Source organism: Peribacillus sp. NPDC097197 (genome assembly GCF_050278025.1).
Taxonomy (GTDB): Bacteria; Bacillota; Bacilli; order Bacillales; family DSM-1321; genus Peribacillus.
The window spans coordinates 53,822-68,690 of the sequence record NZ_JBNNST010000013.1; the positions used below are offsets into that span (position 1 = coordinate 53,822).

17 protein-coding genes are annotated in these 14,869 nt (G+C 41.6%); all 17 read left to right on the forward strand.

Annotation, left to right across the window (positions count from 1 at the left end; genetic code table 11):
- Nucleotides 1-143 precede the first annotated feature (143 nt).
- The 17 genes from spoIIIAA (at nucleotide 144) to dxs (ending at nucleotide 14,866) form a co-directional block, all read left to right on the forward strand.
- Nucleotides 144-1,076, forward strand: coding sequence for a stage III sporulation protein AA (gene spoIIIAA, locus ACQKL6_RS16275; protein WP_427651481.1), 933 nt, complete (start codon nucleotides 144-146; stop codon nucleotides 1,074-1,076).
- Nucleotides 1,069-1,584, forward strand: a complete 516-nt coding sequence (spoIIIAB, locus tag ACQKL6_RS16280; protein ID WP_402869429.1) for a stage III sporulation protein SpoIIIAB — start codon at nucleotides 1,069-1,071, stop codon at nucleotides 1,582-1,584. The genes spoIIIAA and spoIIIAB overlap by 8 nt, the downstream gene beginning before the upstream one ends.
- 22 nt (nucleotides 1,585-1,606) lie before the next feature.
- The gene (spoIIIAC, locus tag ACQKL6_RS16285; RefSeq protein ID WP_034308319.1) at nucleotides 1,607-1,810 is read left to right on the forward strand and encodes a stage III sporulation protein AC; all 204 of its coding nucleotides are present in this window, start codon (nucleotides 1,607-1,609) and stop codon (nucleotides 1,808-1,810) included.
- 23 nt (nucleotides 1,811-1,833) lie between these two features.
- The gene (gene spoIIIAD / locus ACQKL6_RS16290) at nucleotides 1,834-2,214 is read left to right on the forward strand and encodes a stage III sporulation protein AD (RefSeq protein ID WP_402869884.1); all 381 of its coding nucleotides are present in this window, start codon (nucleotides 1,834-1,836) and stop codon (nucleotides 2,212-2,214) included.
- A 34-nt stretch (nucleotides 2,215-2,248) separates the two neighbouring features.
- Nucleotides 2,249-3,496 (forward strand): stage III sporulation protein AE, encoded by a 1,248-nt coding sequence (spoIIIAE, locus tag ACQKL6_RS16295; protein ID WP_427651482.1) that lies wholly within the window; start codon nucleotides 2,249-2,251, stop codon nucleotides 3,494-3,496.
- A gap of 16 nt (nucleotides 3,497-3,512) precedes the next feature.
- Complete coding sequence (spoIIIAF, locus tag ACQKL6_RS16300) at nucleotides 3,513-4,127, forward strand: stage III sporulation protein AF (protein ID WP_402869423.1); 615 nt, start codon at nucleotides 3,513-3,515, stop codon at nucleotides 4,125-4,127.
- A 3-nt stretch (nucleotides 4,128-4,130) separates the two neighbouring features.
- A complete protein-coding gene (gene spoIIIAG / locus ACQKL6_RS16305) occupies nucleotides 4,131-4,802 on the forward strand; it encodes a stage III sporulation protein AG (protein ID WP_402869421.1) in 672 nt (223 codons plus the stop codon).
- 14 nt (nucleotides 4,803-4,816) lie between these two features.
- Nucleotides 4,817-5,401 (forward strand): SpoIIIAH-like family protein, encoded by a 585-nt coding sequence (locus tag ACQKL6_RS16310; RefSeq protein WP_402869419.1) that lies wholly within the window; start codon nucleotides 4,817-4,819, stop codon nucleotides 5,399-5,401.
- Between the two features lie 592 nt (nucleotides 5,402-5,993).
- Nucleotides 5,994-6,488 carry an acetyl-CoA carboxylase biotin carboxyl carrier protein gene (gene accB, locus ACQKL6_RS16315; protein WP_402869417.1) on the forward strand — a complete coding sequence of 165 codons (495 nt, stop codon included), beginning with the start codon at nucleotides 5,994-5,996 and terminating at the stop codon, nucleotides 6,486-6,488.
- A gap of 14 nt (nucleotides 6,489-6,502) precedes the next feature.
- Complete coding sequence (accC, locus tag ACQKL6_RS16320; protein WP_402869415.1) at nucleotides 6,503-7,855, forward strand: acetyl-CoA carboxylase biotin carboxylase subunit; 1,353 nt, start codon at nucleotides 6,503-6,505, stop codon at nucleotides 7,853-7,855.
- Nucleotides 7,856-7,884: 29 nt separating this feature from the next.
- Nucleotides 7,885-8,298 (forward strand): Asp23/Gls24 family envelope stress response protein, encoded by a 414-nt coding sequence (locus ACQKL6_RS16325; RefSeq protein WP_402869413.1) that lies wholly within the window; start codon nucleotides 7,885-7,887, stop codon nucleotides 8,296-8,298.
- Between the two features lie 465 nt (nucleotides 8,299-8,763).
- Entirely contained in the window at nucleotides 8,764-9,156 is a 393-nt protein-coding gene (gene nusB, locus ACQKL6_RS16330; protein ID WP_402869411.1) for a transcription antitermination factor NusB, read from the forward strand.
- Between the two features lie 67 nt (nucleotides 9,157-9,223).
- Complete coding sequence (gene folD, locus ACQKL6_RS16335) at nucleotides 9,224-10,099, forward strand: bifunctional methylenetetrahydrofolate dehydrogenase/methenyltetrahydrofolate cyclohydrolase FolD (protein ID WP_402869409.1); 876 nt, start codon at nucleotides 9,224-9,226, stop codon at nucleotides 10,097-10,099.
- A gap of 149 nt (nucleotides 10,100-10,248) precedes the next feature.
- The gene (xseA, locus tag ACQKL6_RS16340; RefSeq protein ID WP_402869407.1) at nucleotides 10,249-11,601 is read left to right on the forward strand and encodes an exodeoxyribonuclease VII large subunit; all 1,353 of its coding nucleotides are present in this window, start codon (nucleotides 10,249-10,251) and stop codon (nucleotides 11,599-11,601) included.
- A complete protein-coding gene (locus ACQKL6_RS16345) occupies nucleotides 11,598-11,831 on the forward strand; it encodes an exodeoxyribonuclease VII small subunit (protein WP_402869405.1) in 234 nt (77 codons plus the stop codon). Before xseA ends, ACQKL6_RS16345 begins: the two co-directional genes overlap by 4 nt.
- Nucleotide 11,832: 1 nt before the next feature.
- Nucleotides 11,833-12,726, forward strand: coding sequence for a polyprenyl synthetase family protein (locus ACQKL6_RS16350; RefSeq protein WP_402869403.1), 894 nt, complete (start codon nucleotides 11,833-11,835; stop codon nucleotides 12,724-12,726).
- Nucleotides 12,727-12,973: 247 nt separating this feature from the next.
- The gene (gene dxs, locus ACQKL6_RS16355; protein ID WP_427651483.1) at nucleotides 12,974-14,866 is read left to right on the forward strand and encodes a 1-deoxy-D-xylulose-5-phosphate synthase; all 1,893 of its coding nucleotides are present in this window, start codon (nucleotides 12,974-12,976) and stop codon (nucleotides 14,864-14,866) included.
- Nucleotides 14,867-14,869 lie beyond the last annotated feature (3 nt).

Genomic DNA, 14,869 nt, shown 5'->3' on the forward strand with positions numbered 1-14,869 from the left:
GGGATTAATCATCCCGGGCTTTTTTTATGTTTTTTTAGTCACAAAGATGAATTCAGGCGATGCTTCTTTGATTAGCTTGTCATCATTATATGATTCCCGGCATACATTTTATTGAAAGTGGTGTATACAGGAGGATTGCCTAAATGGAAATGGTACTTTCTTTTCTACCGAAAAAACTATGCGCACATCTCCAAGGGATGACCCCGATGATGATAGAAAAAATAGAAGAGCTGAGGATTCGAGTCGGCAGGCCGTTAGAAGTGATAGCAGGGGGAAATCCTTTCTTTTTCCCTTATGAAGTGACCCCGAGTGATGCAGAGCAATTACTGAATTCTATAGGCCAATTTTCGCTATATACGCTAGAAGAAGAATTAAAGCGCGGTTATATCACCATAGCCGGGGGACATCGTGTAGGACTAGCGGGCAAGGTCATACTGGAAAATGGGATGGTCAAGGCGATAAGGGATATCTCGTCCTTTAATATTCGGGTAGCACGTGAAAAGATAGGGGCAGCTGAACCACTCACGGCTTATTTATATAATGGGGAATGGCAGCATACCCTTTTAATCGGTGCCCCCCAGTCAGGGAAAACGACCATTTTGCGTGATATTGCCAGAATGATCTCGAGTGGAATCGATCGGAAGGGCATCCCTCCTCAAAAAGTGGGGATTGTGGATGAACGATCGGAAATAGCTGGTTGTGTTCATGGAGTTCCTCAACTTGAATTCGGCCCAAGGGTGGATGTCCTTGATGGCTGCCCCAAAGCGGAAGGGATGATGATGATGATTCGTTCTATGTCCCCGGATGTATTGGTTGTGGATGAAATTGGACGGGCAGAGGATACACAAGCGGTACTCGAAGCCGTAAATGCAGGAATTAAACTGATCATCACTACGCATGGCCATACACTGGAGGAAGTGAAAAAACGTCCTTTTGTATCGGAAATCTTAAGACAGAATATTTTTGAACGCTTTATTGAATTACAAAGAAGTAAGACAGGAGACCGGAGTTATAGGGTGTTCGATGCGGCGGGTGGCCAATTATTCTTAGGTGGAGCCGTGAGTCCTCATGTTTAAGATGATTGGAGCGGCCATCATTATTTTAGCCACAACATGGGCGGGCTTTGAAGCCGCCAAGAAATTGAGTATGCGCCCCCGCCAGTTACGTCAACTGAAAGTCGCCATGCAATCGCTTGAAGCTGAAATCATGTATGGGCAGACCCCTTTGAAAGAAGCAGCCCAGAAGCTCTCCAAGCAAATGCCAAAACCACTTTCCCACTTTTTCCATACGTTTGCCAATCGACTTGAATCAGGCGAAACCACTGTAAAAGAGGCTTGGGACGCTAGCTTGAAAAAGATATGGCAGTCCCTTGCTTTAAAGCAAGGGGAGTTTGAAATCCTATCTCAGTTCGGTGAAACCCTTGGGAGAAGTGATAAATATCATCAGCAAAAACAAATCATGCTAACGATGGCACACTTGGAACGGGAAGAGAACGATGCACTGGAACGACAGAGAAAGTATGAAAAGATGATGAAGAGCCTAGGCTTTTTATCAGGATTATTATTAATCATTTTGCTGATGTAGGGCATATGCGGGAGGGATAAACATGGGCATTGATGTGGACATCATATTCAAGATAGCGGGTGTGGGGCTTGTCGTGGCGTTTCTTCATACGATTCTCGATCAGGTAGGGAAAAAGGAATATGCTCAGTGGGTGACACTTTTTGGCTTTATCTATATTTTGTTTATGGTAGCTTCCGTGGTAGAGGATCTATTTCAAAAAATTAAGTCCGTATTCCTATTCCAGTAAAGGGGGTAATCGCGATTGAAATCATAAAAATCGTCGGAATTGCCCTAGTAGCCACCTTTTTAGCCTTGATAGTCAAGGAGCAGAAGCCAAATTTTGCTTTTTTGTTAGTCGTTTTTGTAGGTTGTACAATCTTTCTCTTTCTGGCGGATAAAATATACGAAATCATTTTGATGCTTGAAAAGATAGCTGTGAATGCGAATGTCAATACAGTTTATTTAGAGACAATCTTGAAAATTATCGGAATTGCTTATATCGCTGAATTTGCTTCTCAAATCACAAAAGATGCAGGTCAAGGGTCATTAGCTTCCAAAATAGAACTGAGCGGGAAGATTTTGATCTTGGCCATGGCCATTCCCATTTTGACGGTCATTATTGAAACGGTAATACAGATGCTCCCTAGTTAATGGACTATTCCAACTAGTCAATTGAGGTGAATGTATGAAGCGGCAGATGCCTTTCTTATTCTTCCTATTCGTTTTATTCTTTTTCCTGCATACATCTGTTGGGCATGCTGCCGAAAATGGTGAAATCAAGAATGAGCCCATTAAGCAATCTGAGGAAGAACAGACATGGAGGGATAACCAGGAACCAATCATGCAATCAGAACTGGTACAAGCTCAAATTGAAAGATTAGGCGTTGACGAGCTCAAGCAATATTGGGATGACATCGTAACGGAATATGGCGGTTTCTTACCGGAAAGCCAAAAGGGTAGTTTTATGGATTTTGTGAGTGGTGAAAAGAAGTTTTCATTCGAACAATGGTTTAAAGGCATAATGAAATTCGTCTTTCATGAACTCCTTGTAAACGGTAAATTACTGGGATCGCTCATTCTTTTGACCGTGTTCAGCATGTTTCTGCAAGCACTACAGAATGCTTTTGAACGGAGCTCAGTGAGTAAGGTGGCCTATGCGATCGTTTATATGGTATTGATCATAATGGCACTGAATAGTTTCCATGTGGCCATTGAATATACAAAAGATACGATTGATTTAATGATTTCCTTTCTAATGGCGCTCCTACCTTTGTTGTTAGCTTTAATAGCGGCTTCAGGTGGTCTTGTATCCGCTGCATTCTTTCATCCAATCTTAATGTTCCTGATGAATACCAGTGGGATATTGATCCAATATGTCGTCCTGCCTCTCTTATTCTTCGCTGCCATTTTAAGTATTGTCAGCACATTGTCTGAACATTACAAAGTGACCCAACTCGCGCAATTGCTTCGTAATTTTGCTATCGGGATCCTGGGTGCCTTCATGACGATATTTCTCGGTGTGATTTCCGTCCAGGGTGCCTCATCCGCCGTTGCCGATGGAGTGACGATCAGGACGGCAAAATTCATTACCGGTAATTTCATTCCGGTGATAGGGCGTATGTTCACTGATGCGACGGATACAGTCATTAGTGCATCAGTCCTTCTTAAAAATACGGTGGGCTTGGCAGGTGTCGTCATCCTTCTGCTCATCATTGCTTTCCCCGCCATAAAGATCTTAATGATCGCTTTTGTCTATAAGTTGGCTGCCAGTCTTTTGCAACCACTTGGAGGAGGACCCGTCATCAATTGTCTCGACATTATTAGTAAGAGTATGATTTATATTTTTGCAGCGCTGGCCATCGTATCTCTCATGTTCTTTTTATGCATCACCGTAATTATCGCAGCCGGGAATATAACGCTGATGGTCCGCTAGGAAGGATGAAGTGTGAGTGAGCTTTTTAGCTGGTTGGATAACAAATATTATCGTATTTGTATTGCTGGCAACCGTGATCGATATGCTGCTTCCCAGTTCAGCACTGCAAAAATATGCAAAAATGGTCATCGGACTATTATTGATCGCGATAATTCTTACTCCAATTTTGGGACTATTTCATACGGATTTTGATAAAATTCTTTCCACTGTGACAAGTGAATTTGAAAACCCAAATAAAAAAGATTTAGGAAATTTAACAGAAATGAAGAAAAAAGAAATACAAGCTACCCAAGGTGCATATATTTTAGAACAAATGGCTGTTGACCTACAGACAGAAGTGGAAGAGGAGTTGGTGGAGGAGTACCAAGTAAAGATCAGTTCGATTGAAGTCGGAGTCACGAATGAGGAAAGTCCGAGCTTAGAAGAACTACAGCATATCAATATTTCATTGGAGGAGGCGGAAAAAAGAGACTCATCCTCCGCGATAGAGACGGTGGCTAAGGTGGACATCAGCACCCGGGAAAAGACCACACCTACTATGTTGAACCTCGAAGCCGTCAAGAAGTTTCTGGCAGCAAGTTGGTCTGTCGATGAAGAAATCATTGAAATCGCCGGGGAGAGGAGTGACTGAGATATGAATAAAGATAAGGGTCCATTATCCTGGCTAAACAAACTATTGAACAAAGATCCGGACCAAAAAGATCCCCAAGATAAAAAACCTTCGATGTATATCTATGCCTTAATTGTTGTCCTATTGGGTGTGGGAATCATGATGGCCGGGAATCTATTGACCACCACGAACCAGGCAGGGAAGATAACGGGCGATAAAGCGGTATTCAGTAATAATAAGCAGGAAGAAGAGGATGTGGAAACATTCGGTCAGAAAAACCAGACCGACTTCAAGTCGACAAAAGATTATGAAGTATACCTGGCGAACGAAATGAAGGAAGCCCTGGAATCCATTGTAGGTGTGGAGGATGTAAAAGTCGTAATCTATGTGGATGCATCCGAGAAAAAAGTCTATGAAAGAAATAAAACCACTCAAAAACAAGTGACTCAAGAAACCGACCAGGAAGGCGGAAAAAGAACGGTCGAAGACACCTCGGTAGATGAACAGCTTGTCCTGATTAAAAACGGGGAAAAAGAGGGACCAATCATTTCCGAAACCCAAAAGCCAAGCGTACGAGGGGTCCTCGTTGTCGCTAAAGGGGCAGATAATATACAAATTAAGAAATGGATTGTCGAAGCTGTAACACGCTCGCTTGATGTGTCAAGTCACCGGGTTTCTGTCATGCCTAAAAAATAAGGGGGAAAACGAACATGTTATTGAAAAAACAAACGGTTTGGTTATTGACGATGTTAAGTCTAGTAGTGGTGCTCTCGGTCTACTATTTAACGGCTCCTGAAGAAAATGCAGCAGATTTGCCGGCAACGGAAGAACAAAAAAATCAGACAGAAAGTCAAACGGAAAGCAAAGGAGACAGTAAAGAAGAAAGCAAAAAGGAAACGGAGACTTCCACAGGGGATAATGGTTCTTCTGTAACCATTGCTTCCGGTGACGAATTTGAGGCATTAAGAATGCAAATTGAGGACGAACGTGCGAAATTGAATGAAGAGTTAACGGTTAAAATGGGGGATACCGATCTATCCGCTGAAGAAAGAGATGAAGCTTATGCTAAAATCGAACAATTAAGTGAAACGAAAGTGAAGGAAAATATCATTGAAAACTTAATTGTAGCGATGGATTATAATGCTGCGCTTGTCCGGGTTGATGGAACGGATGTAAAAGTGAGTGTAAAAGCTGATAAACAAACGAAGACGGAAGCTAATAACATCATACGCCTTGTACGTAAAGAAGTGGAGAATGCACAAAATGTAGTCGTGAATTTCCAACCGGAAAAATAATTTTAAAGTGAGTGGAAACTGATACACAACAGTTTTTCGAAAAAGGAAATATGCATGCTGGTTCTTTTCTTTAGTAGAAAAGGCCTTTTTTTTCGGAAAAAAATGGATGGTCGCGATTTGGTGGTTCCAAAAAAAGGAGACAAAAAAATAAAAATACCTCCCCTCGGCATTATCCAATGTAATCCCTTTAAAGTAATAAAAAAGGCGGTTTTACATGGTTTTTACCGTTTTAATAGGGGGAAATTCCGAATTATATTTTAAAAATAGATTTAAAAAATTCACAATCTTAAGATAAAAGTGTAATATAGAACTGTAAATAGCAAGTCCCAACTAATCTATCATTGAATATATACAAGCTAATATTGTATGATATTAGAAGCAGGTATTAAAAAATTCAAAACTTCCTGCTAGACATATTTTTTGAGGGATTTACTTCTGTTATATTACAGAAGGGATATGTGAAATGTCTTTCGGTGTTTTAAAAGAAACGGCTCCGGTGCTAGAGACGGCAGAGGCCAAAGACGATGGGCAAATTACATATACATATTGAATTGTCTCAAATTTCCATTAAATCAGACAAGGGGTGCCTAAAATGAAGGTCCAAGAAATTCGTGAAATTATTAAGTTAGTCGATCAATCTAACATCGGTGAATTTGTTTATGAAAATGAAGGAACTAAAATTTTGCTGAAGAAAACGGAAGCGGGTACAGTAGCTTATCCAGCACCTGCTCAAGAAGTCGTACAAGCTAAAGCGGCTGTTGAAGTCACACCTACACCAGCAGCCCAGCCAGTAGCTAAAGCGCCAGAAGCAGCAACACCAGCAACTCCTATAAATGAGCAAGAAAACTTACATAAAATCACATCCCCAATGGTGGGAACGTTCTATCAATCTCCTTCTCCTGATGCTGATGCATACGTGAAAGTAGGCTCCAAAGTAACGGCGGACAAAATTGTCTGCATCGTGGAAGCTATGAAACTTTTCAATGAAATTGAAGCGGAAGTAAACGGGGAAATTGTAGAAGTACTTGTAAAAGAAGGCCAACTTGTAGAATATGGTCAACCATTATTTTTAGTAAAGCCTGAATGAGGAGCTGTTTCTAAATGATTAAGAAGGTATTGATTGCAAATCGCGGTGAAATTGCAGTCCGGATTATTAGGGCTTGCAAGGAGCTTGGTATTGAAACTGTAGCGGTTTATTCAGAAGCCGACAAAGAGGCACTACATGTACAAATTGCTGACGAAGCTTACTGTATTGGTCCTAAACTATCAAAAGATAGTTATTTAAATACAACGAACATTATCAGCACAGCCAAGAAAACAGGTGCGGATGCCATCCATCCTGGATATGGTTTCCTTGCAGAAAATGCTAACTTTGCGGAGCTATGTCGTGAATGTAATATTATATTCATAGGACCAAGTCCTGAGGCCATCAATAAAATGGGAACTAAGGACGTGGCAAGGGAGACCATGCGTAAAGCTGGTGTTCCTATCGTACCAGGTTCAAAAGGAATCATTAAGGACACGGATGAAGGTGTGGCACTTGCCAAGGAAATGGGCTACCCAGTCATCATTAAAGCTACAGCTGGTGGCGGCGGTAAAGGAATCCGTGTTGCGAGAACGGAAGAAGAGCTCGTCAAAGGCATTAATATCACGCAACAAGAGGCAGCAACGGCCTTCGGCAACCCGGGCGTATATATTGAAAAGTATATCGAGGACTTCCGTCATGTTGAAATTCAGGTGATGGCTGATAACCACGGGAATGCCATTCATTTAGGAGAGCGTGACTGCTCGGTTCAACGACGTTTACAAAAGCTTGTTGAAGAAACACCATCTCCGGCCCTTGATGGGGAGACACGTGCGGAAATGGGACAAGCTGCCGTTACAGCTGCTCTTGCCGTTAATTATTCCGGTGCAGGTACGGTGGAATTCATTTATGATTATGTGAATAGGAAGTACTATTTCATGGAAATGAATACACGTATCCAAGTGGAACATCCTGTTACGGAAATGGTCACAGGTGTAGACTTGATTAAAGAACAAATCAAAGTCGCTTCTGGCGATAAGCTTTCTCTTTCACAGGAGGAAGTGACCTTTAACGGTTGGTCAATCGAATGCAGGATCAATGCGGAAAATCCTGAAAAGAATTTCATGCCTTCCGCAGGGAAAATCCAGATGTATTTACCACCAGGTGGATATGGCGTCCGTGTGGATTCTGCAGCATACCCAGGATATACAATACCGCCATATTACGATTCCATGATTGCTAAATTAATTGTCCATGCACCGACAAGAGAAGAAGCAATCGAGAAAATGAAACGAGCTTTAGGCGAGTTTGTCATTGAGGGAATTAAGACTACAATTCCTTTCCATATTAAGTTACTTCAGCATGAACAATTTGTTTCTGGAGAATTTAATACCAAATTCCTTGAAATTTATGATGTAATGAACTCATAATGTAAAGGAAGACAGGAGGTGCTTTTAGAATGAGTGAATTGGAAGGCAAGTTACTCGAAATGGATGAATACAATAGTGGACTTGGTAAAGTTGAGATTGCACCTGAGGTTATAGAAGTTATCGCGGGTATTGCTGCATCGGAAGTGGAAGGTGTAGCACATATGCGGGGGAATTTTGCGACAGGCGTAGTAGAAAAGCTTGGCAAGAAGAACCACGGCAAAGGTGTTAAAGTAGACTTAACAGGTGAAACGATCAAAGTCGATCTATATTGTGTGATGAAATTTGGTGTGTCTATTCCGAAAATTGCACAGGAAGTTCAAGACAATATTCGTGAAGCGTTATTAAATATGACTGCTATCGACGCGGGAGAAGTAAACATTCATGTTGTTGGAATAGCTTTCGAAAATGCAAAAAATGAAACGGATTACGAGCAAGAAGTGTAATCGGCATCATTCTAACTAAAACCTGCAAAAACCCGACTATATGTCGGGTTTTTGTTTTGAGTCTTTATTCAATGAATCCATCCCGCTCTCATAATATTCTGTTATACGAACATAATAAGGCGGTGTATGGAAGTTTCCCTTTAATTTACGTGGGTTTTCTGTTAGAGTGTAAAAGATGAAATATGATCATGAAAGCTAAGCAGGGACTTTTGGCAGTTTCGAAAAAATATAACATGATCCGTTGTACAAAAGTTAAATGGCGAAACATCCATTTAACGTGAATCCTCATGAGAAATTGCATAGAGGTTCATGTCATGGAGAGTATTTTGACGTTTTTGTTAGCGGAAAATAGATGAATCTATAGAAATTACGATAAAGAACTTAATATTTTCGATAAATTGTTGATTATTGTTCGTCTGTACTAGCATTTTCATATATAATAGTAGATGTCAAAGGAGTAAGATTATGAAAAGAAGAGTAGCCCGTGAAAAATCCCTTCAAGCACTATACCAAATAGATATCGCCAAGTCAGAACCGGAAGAAGCTATGGAAAGTGTGCTGAACGGTGCACCCACTGACGAGTATTTCGAAACATTAGTTACAGGGATAGCGGAAAAGCGTGAACAGATTGATGGAATGATCAGAGATAATTTGGAAAACTGGACATTGGAAAGACTCGCAAATATCGATCGGAATCTACTGCGTATCGCAGTTTATGAAATGATCCATTGTGATGATGTCCCGGTAAGTGTTGCGATGAATGAAGCTATTGAAATTGCTAAGAAATTCGGTGATGACCAATCAAGCAGCTTTGTGAATGCCGTTTTATCCAAAGTCAAAGAAAAAGTCGGCAACTAAAGCTATTTTAGGTACTGATGGGTCTCCGCAATTTCTTTAGCGAAAGTTAACTTGGGAGGAACTACACATGTCAGCTCAAATCATTAATGGTAAAGAAATTGCAGAGTCGGTAAGGCAGGATATTAGCAAGGAAGTCCAACAATTACGTGAAAAAAATGTTGTGCCCGGATTGGCCGTTATATTAGTCGGTGACAATCAGGCTTCACAAACCTATGTGCGAAATAAGCAAAAAGCTTGTGAAGATTTAGGCATGCATTCCGTGTTAATCCAAAAACCTGCGGATTTAACACAGCAGGAATTAATACAGAACATCGATGAATTAAACCAGGATGACAGCATTCATGGGATTTTGGTGCAGCTGCCGTTACCTGGACATATTCAGGAAAAAGCGATTATTGAAGCGATTTCACCTGAGAAGGATGTTGACGGGTTCCATCCAATCAACATTGGCAGGATGATGACGGGACAGGATGCTTTCTTGCCGTGCACGCCGTATGGAATTATGGTCATGCTTGAACATATCGATTATAACCTTGAAGGCAAGCACGTCGTTATTGTCGGAAGAAGCAATATCGTAGGGAAACCATCAGGACAGTTGTTTTTGAATGCGGATGCAACGGTTACATATTGCCACTCTAAGACGAGTGACCTTGCTTACTTTACTAAACAAGCTGATGTGGTCGTGGTTGCCGTCGGTAAAAGAGATACAATCACCAGTGCCCACATTAAAGAGGGTGCCGTCGTGATTGATGTTGGCATGAACAGAAATGATGAAGGTAAGCTTTGTGGAGACGTTTCGTTTGAAGAAGTGAAGGAAAAAGCTTCTTACATTACCCCTGTACCTAGAGGCGTAGGTCCGATGACGATTACGATGCTCATGAAGAATACTGTTAAATCTGCTCAGAAAACACTTAACTTGGATAAACAAACAATGAAAAGTTAAAAAAAATGCCAAATTATTTTAAAGAAGCGGACCTCTTGTTTTATAATAACAAGAGACCGCTTTTTTCTATGTAAAGATTAACTGGGACTATAAGTCTGCAGTAAAGGCTGGTTCCCTTTATATCCGATTCTGTCGGAAGGAGACATTATATGAGCGACCAACAATATTTAAGTGTGTCGGCTTTAACCAAATATATTAAACGAAAGTTCGATGTGGATCCGCATTTGCAAAATGCATACATAAAAGGGGAAATATCCAATTTCAAACAGCATACAAGCGGGCATATGTACTTTACTTTAAAAGACGAGAAAGCCCGTTTGCTGGCTGTCATGTTTGCGGCTAACAACAAAGGGATGAAATTCACACCTGAAAATGGGATGAAGGTACTTGTAAGGGGAGATATATCCCTATACGAAGCCAGTGGACAGTATCAGCTTTATGTGAAAAGCATGGCTCCTGACGGTGTGGGGGATCTATACATTGCATATGAACAGTTAAAGAAAAAACTGGAAGAAGCAGGATTATTCCTGGCTAAACATAAGAAAGCGATTCCGCAATACCCCAAATCGGTGGGGGTCATTACATCACCGACTGGGGCAGCTTTAAGGGATATTATAACGACCATCAAGCGGCGTTATCCCATTACTAAAATCATTGTTTATCCAGCTCTTGTACAAGGAAATAATGCTGCTAAATCGATTGCACAGGCGATTTCACTGGCCAATGCAAGAGCAGAATCCGATGTGCTGATAGTTGGGAGGGGCGGTGGTTCCATCGAGGAACTTTGGGCCTTCAATGAAGAGATAGTAGCTGAGTCGATATATGATTCGGATATTCCCATTATCTCAGCAGTGGGGCATGAAACGGATTTCACGATTGCTGACTTTGTTGCTGACATGCGTGCGCCGACTCCTACGGGGGCAGCGGAGCTTGCAGTGCCTCACCTGAATGAAATATTGGAAAGGTTGATGAATCGCAAGAATCGTTTGACACGTTCCATCCAGGAGCAAGTGAATGCCAATCGTACACATTTGAGTAGGCTTGAAAGGTCTTACGCATTCCGTTACCCTCATAAAATGTACGAACAAAAACTTGAACAGTTGGATAGGGCAACAGAGAGGTTAGGGAAAACCAGTACGCGATATTTCCTGAAGAAAAGGGATGAATTGAATCAGATGACTGAAGTTCTGAATAAACAGCATCCTGAGCAATTGGTCAGGACTTCAAAGGAAAACCTGCAGCAGTACGAAAAAGCGCTGCGTAAGACTATGGAAGCCATCTATCGTCAAAAATCACAGCGATTCGTTTCAATGACTGCCACTCTATCGGCCCTAAGCCCACTGAAGATCATGGAGCGGGGCTATGGGTTAGTCTTTACTGAAGATGAGACGTTAATTAAAAGCACACAGCAAGTATCCACTGGAGATAAGATAGCTGTTTCGATAAAAGACGGAACACTTGAATGTGAGATAACCGAAATAAAGGAGCGGATTGAGCCATGACTAACAAAAAGGATATTACATTTGAAGAAGCGATGGAGAACCTCGAGAAAATTGTAGAACAGTTGGAAGAAGGAGATGTACCATTGGAAAAAGCCATTTCCATTTATAAACAAGGAATGGATTTATCCAGACTATGCCATACCAAGTTGAAAACTGTCGAGGATCAGTTAACGCAAATTTTACGCGAAGATGGAGAACTGGAAAACTTTGCGGTTCAGGAGGAAGAATAATATGAGTACGGCAACGTTCGAAACTTTTTCGAAAGAGTATAAAGCGTTAATAGAGAAAGAAGTCGTTGAATATGTGAAGAAATTGAACGCTCCAGAAAGCGTCAAAGAAGCTATGGCCTATTCCTTGGAGGCAGGCGGAAAACGCATCCGTCCTTTATTGGTCTTCTCGGTATTGTCGGCATTCGGAAAAGATTTGAGGTTGGGGATTCCGGCTGCAGCGGCAATTGAAATGATTCATACGTATTCTTTGATTCATGATGACCTGCCAGCGATGGATGATGATGATCTCCGACGCGGAAAACCGACGAATCATAAAGTTTTCGGTGAAGCGGTGGCCGTACTCGCGGGTGATGCCTTACTTACATATAGCTTCCAATTGGTGGCTGAAATGTCTGATCCCGAAGTGAGTGCGGAGATGAAGTTGGATTTAGTAACTGAAATTGCAAAATCCGCCGGTGCAGAAGGAATGGTTGGAGGACAAGTAGCAGATATGGAAGGCGAAGAAAAGCAGCTGACCCTTAGTGAAATGGAGTATATTCATGAACATAAAACGGGGAAACTATTGGCGGCAAGTATCCTTTCAGGTGCCATCTTAGCTGGAGCCGATGCCAATCAACGTCAGCATCTCCGCGATTTTGCTTATCACTTGGGACTTGCTTTTCAAATCCGGGATGATATCCTGGATATTGAAGGTTCGGTCGAGCTTATTGGTAAGCCTGTCGGCAGTGACGCGGCGAACCACAAAAGCACCTATCCTTCCCTGCTGACGCTACAGGGAGCCAAGGACAAATTGAATCATCATATCCAATTGGCGCATGCTTCCTTAGCGGAAACGAAATTACAAACGGGCCTATTGAATGAATTAACGGATCTAATAGCGAATCGAGATCATTGAGCATTACCAAATTTGTTATCAAACAAAGTTTTATGGTATACTCATTGTGAAAATTTATGCAACATAAAATGAATTCATAAATGACGATACGTGATAAAATTGGTATATAAAGCCGCCGAAATCACCTGGGTGTTGGCGGCTATTTTTTAACTTAAAAAGAATTTTTCGGTCAAGCCTTCTATAATAGTCGCTTTTGAGGCTCTGATTATGCTTACAACCGGAAATGACAGAAAGTGAGTGGTCCTGTTTGGATCTTCTATCTATAAAAGACCCTTCATTTTTGAAGAAAATGAATAATGAAGAGCTTGTCGAATTAAGTGTGGATATTCGTAAATTCCTCGTGGAAAAATTATCGGTAACTGGTGGGCATATCGGTCCCAATTTAGGCGTGGTCGAGTTGACAATCGCGCTTCATAAAGAATTTGATAGTCCGAATGATAAAATTTTATGGGATGTAGGTCATCAATCTTATGTTCATAAAATCTTAACAGGAAGAGCCGGAGAGTTTAATACGTTAAAGAAATACAAAGGGCTTTGTGGTTTTCCAAAAATGATTGAAAGTTCTCATGATGTTTGGGAAACGGGACATAGCTCGACCTCTCTTTCCGCTGCCATGGGAATGGCTGCAGCCCGTGATATCAAAGGAGAAAAGAGTTTTATCCTACCAGTGATAGGGGATGGCGCCCTTACAGGTGGAATGGCTCTTGAAGCCTTGAATCATATCGGTGATGAGAAAAAGGACATGATCGTTATATTGAATGATAATGAAATGTCCATTGCCCCTAATGTAGGCGCCTTGCACTCGGTACTGGGAAGATTAAGGACAGCAGGAAAATACAACTGGGCAAAAGACGAGTTGGAAATGTTCTTGAAAAAGATTCCCGCAGTCGGTGGCAAACTAGCAGCAACGGCCGAACGCTTGAAAGACAGTATGAAATACCTGTTGGTGTCCGGCATGTTTTTCGAGGAGTTAGGTTTTACCTATCTTGGACCAGTAGATGGCCATAATTATGAAGAACTGTTAGATAACTTGAGATTTGCCAAGAAAACTAAGGGTCCTGTCCTATTGCACGTAATTACCAAAAAAGGAAAAGGGTACTCACCTGCTGAGCTTGATACGACAGGCAATTGGCATGGAACAGGCCCATACAAAATTGAAACGGGTGACTTCGTTAAATCACCTAGTAAAGGGCCGGCTTGGAGTGCGTTAGTAAGTGAAACGGTACGCAAGCTTGCACGAAATGACGAACGTATCGTCGCGATAACACCTGCGATGCCCGTTGGATCGAAGTTAGTCGGTTTTGCGAATGAATTTCCTGAGCGTTTTTATGATGTTGGAATTGCTGAGCAGCATGCCGCTACTTTCGCAGCCGGGTTGGCAACCCAGAAAATGAAACCGTTTTTGGCGATTTACTCAACCTTCTTGCAAAGAGCGTATGATCAGGTGGTACATGATATCTGCCGTCAAAACTTGAATGTCTTTATTGGCATTGACCGTGCCGGTCTTGTCGGTTCTGATGGGGAAACGCATCAAGGTGTGTTCGATATCGCGTTCCTACGCCATGTTCCTAATATGGTATTGATGATGCCTAAAGATGAAAATGAAGGTCAGCATATGGTCAATACAGCCATTAATTATGATGATGGTCCCATAGCCATGCGTTTTCCGCGCGGAAATGGACAGGGAGTCGTCATGGATACAGAATTACAACAAATCCCGATTGGTTCATGGGAAGTATTGAAAGAAGGATCGGACGTTGCCATTTTAACATTTGGGACAACTATTCCGATGGCTCTTGAAGCAGCAGCCCAACTTGAAAAAGAGGACTACTCTGTAAAGGTTATCAATGCTCGTTTCATAAAGCCTCTTGATGAAAAGATGCTTAGCAGCTTACTTGGCGAGAAAATGCCAATATTGACAATTGAAGAAGCCATTCTTCAAGGTGGATTCGGTAGTTCAGTACTTGAATATGCACATGACCAAGGGTTCTACGGGGCAATCATTGACCGAATGGGCATACCAGATTACTTCGTTGAACACGGTAGTGTGGACGAGTTACTGGAAGAAATCGGCCTAACAACGGATACGGTTAAGAAAAAGATTAAAATGATAACGCCAAAAAAAGAAAAAAGGGCCTGACAA